General features: G+C 68.8%; 4 protein-coding genes. All 4 read right to left on the bottom strand.

Features of this window, described 5'->3' with window-relative positions:
• Nucleotides 1–1,646 (bottom strand): Clp protease N-terminal domain-containing protein (locus H0W38_RS16855; protein WP_292456183.1); only part of this gene is annotated, 1,646 nt, incomplete at its 3' end.
• A gap of 105 nt (nucleotides 1,647–1,751) precedes the next feature.
• On the bottom strand, nucleotides 1,752–2,144 hold the full coding sequence (gene crcB / locus H0W38_RS16850; protein WP_292456180.1) for a fluoride efflux transporter CrcB: 393 nt from the start codon (nucleotides 2,142–2,144) through the stop codon (nucleotides 1,752–1,754).
• A 146-nt stretch (nucleotides 2,145–2,290) separates the two neighbouring features.
• Complete coding sequence (locus H0W38_RS16845) at nucleotides 2,291–2,773, bottom strand: molybdenum cofactor biosynthesis protein MoaE (RefSeq protein ID WP_292456178.1); 483 nt, start codon at nucleotides 2,771–2,773, stop codon at nucleotides 2,291–2,293.
• Nucleotides 2,774–2,841: 68 nt separating this feature from the next.
• The coding region (locus tag H0W38_RS16840) for a hypothetical protein (RefSeq protein WP_292456174.1) at nucleotides 2,842–4,701 on the bottom strand (1,860 nt) is incomplete at its 5' end.

Below are 4,701 nucleotides of genomic sequence, written 5' to 3'. Positions count from 1 at the left end.
ATGCCGGTGGCGCGCGCAACGACTTCGGCGATTTCTTCGGCGCCGACAAGGGTACGCAGCAAGGTGGGCTTGCCGGCCGCGTCTGCGCCGGCCTCCTTGGCCTGCGCCTCTTTCAATTTCTTTTCCAGATCCGGGAGGGTGCGGTACTGCAACTCAGCGACCTTGTTGAAATCGCCCTTGCGCATCAGATCATCGATCTGCGTACGCACACGGTCGATTTCTTCTTTCATGTGTGCCGAGCCCTGCGCAGTGGCCTTTTCGGCCTTCCAAACCTCGTCCAGATCAGCGGCTTCGCGCTCGAGTTTCGCGATCTCTTCGCTGATCAGCCCGAAGCGTTTCTGCGAAGCCTCGTCCTTTTCCTTCCTGACCGCCTCGCGCTCGATCTTGAGCTGAATCAGGCGGCGGTCGAGCCGGTCCATCACCTCGGGCTTGGAGTCGATCTCGATCTTGACCTTGGCCGCGGCTTCGTCGATCAGGTCGATGGCCTTGTCGGGCAGGAAGCGGTCGGTGATGTAGCGGTGGCTCAGCTCCGCCGCGGCGACGATCGCCGGGTCGGTGATCTCCACGCCGTGGTGCACCTCGTACTTCTCCTGCAGGCCGCGCAGGATGGCGATGGTCGCCTCGACCGTCGGCTCGCCGACCAGCACCTTCTGGAAGCGCCGCTCGAGCGCGGCGTCCTTCTCGACGTACTTGCGGTACTCGTCGAGCGTGGTCGCGCCGATGCAGTGCAGTTCGCCGCGCGCCAGCGCGGGCTTGAGCATGTTGCCCGCATCGATGGCGCCTTCGGCCTTGCCGGCGCCGACCATGGTGTGGATCTCATCGATGAAGACGATGGTCTGGCCTTCGTCGGCCGCCACTTCCTTGAGCACCGACTTCAGCCGCTCCTCGAACTCGCCACGGTATTTGGCGCCGGCCAGCAGCAGCGCCATGTCGAGCACCAGCACGCGCTTGCTCTTGAGCGACTCCGGCACCTCGCCGGCGACGATGCGCTGCGCCAGGCCCTCGACGATGGCCGTCTTGCCGACGCCAGGCTCGCCGATCAACACCGGGTTGTTCTTGGTGCGCCGCTGCAGCACCTGAATGGCGCGGCGGATCTCGTCGTCGCGACCGATCACCGGGTCGAGCTTGCCGGCGCGGGCGCGCTCCGTCAGGTCCAGCGTGTACTTCTTGAGCGCCTCGCGCTGACCCTCGGCATCGACTGAGTCGACCTTCTGGCCACCGCGCACGGCGTCGATCGCGCTCTCGAGCTGCTTGCGATTGAGGCCATGGCTGCGCGCGAGCTTGGCGATGTCGCCCTTGTGGTCCGCCAGGGCGAGCAGGAGCAGCTCGCCGGCGACGAACTGGTCGCCGCGCTTGAGCGCTTCCTTCTCGGCCGCCTGCAGCAGGGCCAAGGTCTCGCGACCGGGCTGTATGCCGTCGCCTCCCTGCACTTGGGGCAACTTGCCGAGCTCGACTTCGAGTGAACTGCGCAGACCAGCGATATTGACGCCGGCGCGGGCGAGCAATGCCTTGGGGCCACCGTCCTGGTTGAGCATCGCAAGCAGCAGGTGGCCCGGCTCGATGTAAGGGTTGTCACGGCCGTTCGCAAGCGTTTGCGCGTCGGCCAGGGCTTCCTGGAATTGCGTGGTGAGTTTGTCGAGTCGCATGGACGAAAGACCTCCGGATTTGATCTCACAGGTGGTCCCGCAGGGCCGCTTTTCAAGCCGGCAGCCGGCATGCCCGGCGCTGATTCACCGGCGCCCTGCTCCGTTTCAGCGCGACCGGAGGAGCGCCTGCCCGAGCATCCAGCCGAGCGCGGCGCAGACCAGCGAGCCCACCACATGCGCCAGCGTGTGGCCCAGGGCGGTCCATGCAGCGCCGCGCTGCAGCAGGTTCAGCGACTCGGCCGAGAACGCCGAAAAGGTAGTGAAGCCGCCCAGCACGCCGGTCACCAGCAGCAGGCGCAGCAGTTCCTGCTCGGGCCGCTGTGTGAACCAGGCCAGCGCCACGCCGATGCCCAGGCCACCGATCGCATTGACCGCCAGGGTGCCGAGCGGAAAAGCCGCCCACAGCGTGTTCAACCACAACCCCGCGAACCAGCGCAGCAGCGCACCGGCGGCCGCGCCGGCCATCACGCACAGGGCCTGGGGCAACGTGGCGCTCATCTCGACTGCTCCACCGTGCTTTGCGCTATCCGTGGCGCATGAACTGCATGCGGCATGTGGAGCGTAAACCGGCGCCTGCGTTGAAACTCCGTCGAACGGTGGATGAGCTTGAACAGCTTGCAAGAGCGCGACCAAGAGGCGCCATTTCAGGCGTTGCCCGCTTCGATGCCCCAACGCTTCAACGCGTCGTCATCGGCGACGCGCGCATCGACCCAGCGCGCGCCTTCGGGCGTGTGTTCCTTCTTCCAGAACGGCGCCTGCGTCTTCAAGTAGTCCATCAGGAACTCGCAGGCCTTGAAAGCCTCACCACGGTGCGCGGAGCTGACGACAACCAAGACGATTTGCTCGCCTACTTCGAGCGGTCCAACGCGGTGCACGACCCGAGCGCGGAGGATGTCGAAGCGCTGGAGCGCCGCATCGATCATGGCTTCGATCGCGCGCTCGGTCATGCCGGGGTAGTGCTCGAGTTCCATGAGGCTCACGCCGCTGCCCTCGTTCCGCTCGCGCACCGTGCCGATGAAGCTGGCCACGGCACCGACGCCGCCGTCGCCGCGGCGCAGAGCCGTCACCTCGGCGCCGAGGTCGAAGTCATCGGTCTGAATGCTGACGCGGGTCGGAGCGCTGTTCATGGCGCTCGATTCTGGCATCGCCCACCGCAGCCGGACACCCCAGGGCAATCGGTATGAGGGCCGCTCGATCAGGGCAACTCGTCGCGAACACGCAGCCGGATGCACTGCGGATGCGTGTAGAAGCGGGTCTGCTCGCACTGCGTCTGCATGCAGCGGTAGAGCGCGAAATTGCTGCGTGGAGAGCAGGCGGCCTCCGGCGTTTCGGCTGGTGATGCCGTCCTGGTGGGGCCTGCGTCGGCAGTCGAGGCGTCGCCCGCGCCGTCTGGCGCAGAGCGCGGCGCTGTGGGTGCGGCGCGGTCCTGCGCAAGCGAATCAACAGTCGGGGCGACCGGGGCCGCAACATCGGCTGGCGTTCGGATAGGCGCCCCGCGCTCCCGCGCCGTTGCATCGCCTCCCCGCGACGTCGCTGCCGTCACATCGGCGTTGACCGCCGGAGCGGCTTGCCGCGTACCGGGCGTGTGAAGGGGCGGCAGGGGTGTACCGGGCAACGGGCCGCTTGCTGCAAGAGCCGGCAGCAGCGCCGGATCGTTGTCGGGCAGCGCTGCGGGCCCCGGAGTCCTCAGCACTGCGGACTCGCCGCCCGGCAGCGACAGCGCAAACTGCACCTCGGCCATGGGCCCCAAGCCGACGAAGACCAGCGCACCCGTGAGCGCGGCCCCGGCCAGCATGCCGCCCAATGCCCAGGGCCAGCGCCGCGTGCGCCGCGAGCCACCGCCGGCCCGGGCGGCAGGGGAATCAGCGCGGCCGTCTTCTCTTGCGGCGGCGTGCGGCTCGAAAATGCGAGGGTCGTGAAAATCGCCGACGTTCGGCACTTCGGCTGCCGCCCAGGCCGGCTCGAGCGGCGCCAGCGCACGGTCGCTTCCTGATGCGCGAGGAAACGGCGATGTCACCCTGATGGGCGGCACGACAGCGCGCGGTGCGGCCGTGGCCTCGCGGTGCACGTCGTGCGGCACCGGGTGCAGCCGGTGCGGCGGTGCCGCCGGCACCGCCCGCAGCATCACCGGCGCCTCCATCGCATGGCGAAAGTCGGCCGTGCTTTGCGGCCGCTCGTGCGGGTCCTGCACCAGCGCGCGTTCCAGCGCGGCGACCAGGCCCGGTGAGTAGCGGGCATTGAGCGCGCGTGGTCCCAACGCCGGGCGGGCATCAGTCGCCAGCGGCGCGTCGAGGTCGAGCGGCAGCGGCGCTTGGCCGGTGATGCAGTAGCGCAGCACCTGCGCGAGCGCATGCAGGTCCGACCAAGGCCCGACCGGCCAGTCGAGCGATGCATCGGTCAGTTCGGGCGCCAGGAAACCGGTCTCCGGCAAGGCGCCTTGCGATCCCGGCAAGCGCGCGCCGATGGCGCCGCACACCGCGCCCGAATCGAGCAACACCGGGCTGCCGTCGGCGCGCACGACGATCTGCCCCGGCCGCACATTGCCATGGACCCAGCCCGCCTCGTGCACGGCCTCCAACGCACCCAGCAGCGGATCGAGGAGGCCATGCAGCCAGGCTTCGCCGGGCGGCTCCGTCATCGCGTCGACGATTTCGGCGAGCGGGCGGCCCTCGCCCCCGCTGCGCAGCCGGTAGGCCGTGCCGCGTGACTGCCACACCGGGCCCACGCGCAGCAGTGCCGGGTGATCCAGGCGGGACATCTGCTCCGATTCCTGCAAAAAGGCCTGCAGCCCCTCGGCCCAAAGATCGGCCTGGGCTGGCGAACGAGGACCCAGCGTGCCGTCGGCATCACGCCGGGCAATGGCGGCGGGCAGGTACTCCTCGATCGTGACTTCCGCGTCCGAGGCGCTTGCCGCTGCGCGGTAAACGCGGCCGAACTCGTCGCCTGCAAGCGCGGTGCGCAGCACGAAACTGCCCACCGCGCTGCCGGCGGGCAGGCTGGCAACGCCGGAGGGCGGCTGGGTGGATGCGGAGCCGGGCTCGTTCATGGGGGGTCG

The sequence above is a fragment of the Methylibium sp. genome, from assembly GCF_013817365.1.
Taxonomy (GTDB): Bacteria; Pseudomonadota; Gammaproteobacteria; order Burkholderiales; family Burkholderiaceae_C; genus Methylibium.
The sequence above is the reverse complement of the archived record's forward strand: the minus strand, read 5'-3'. Positions and strand labels throughout refer to the sequence as shown.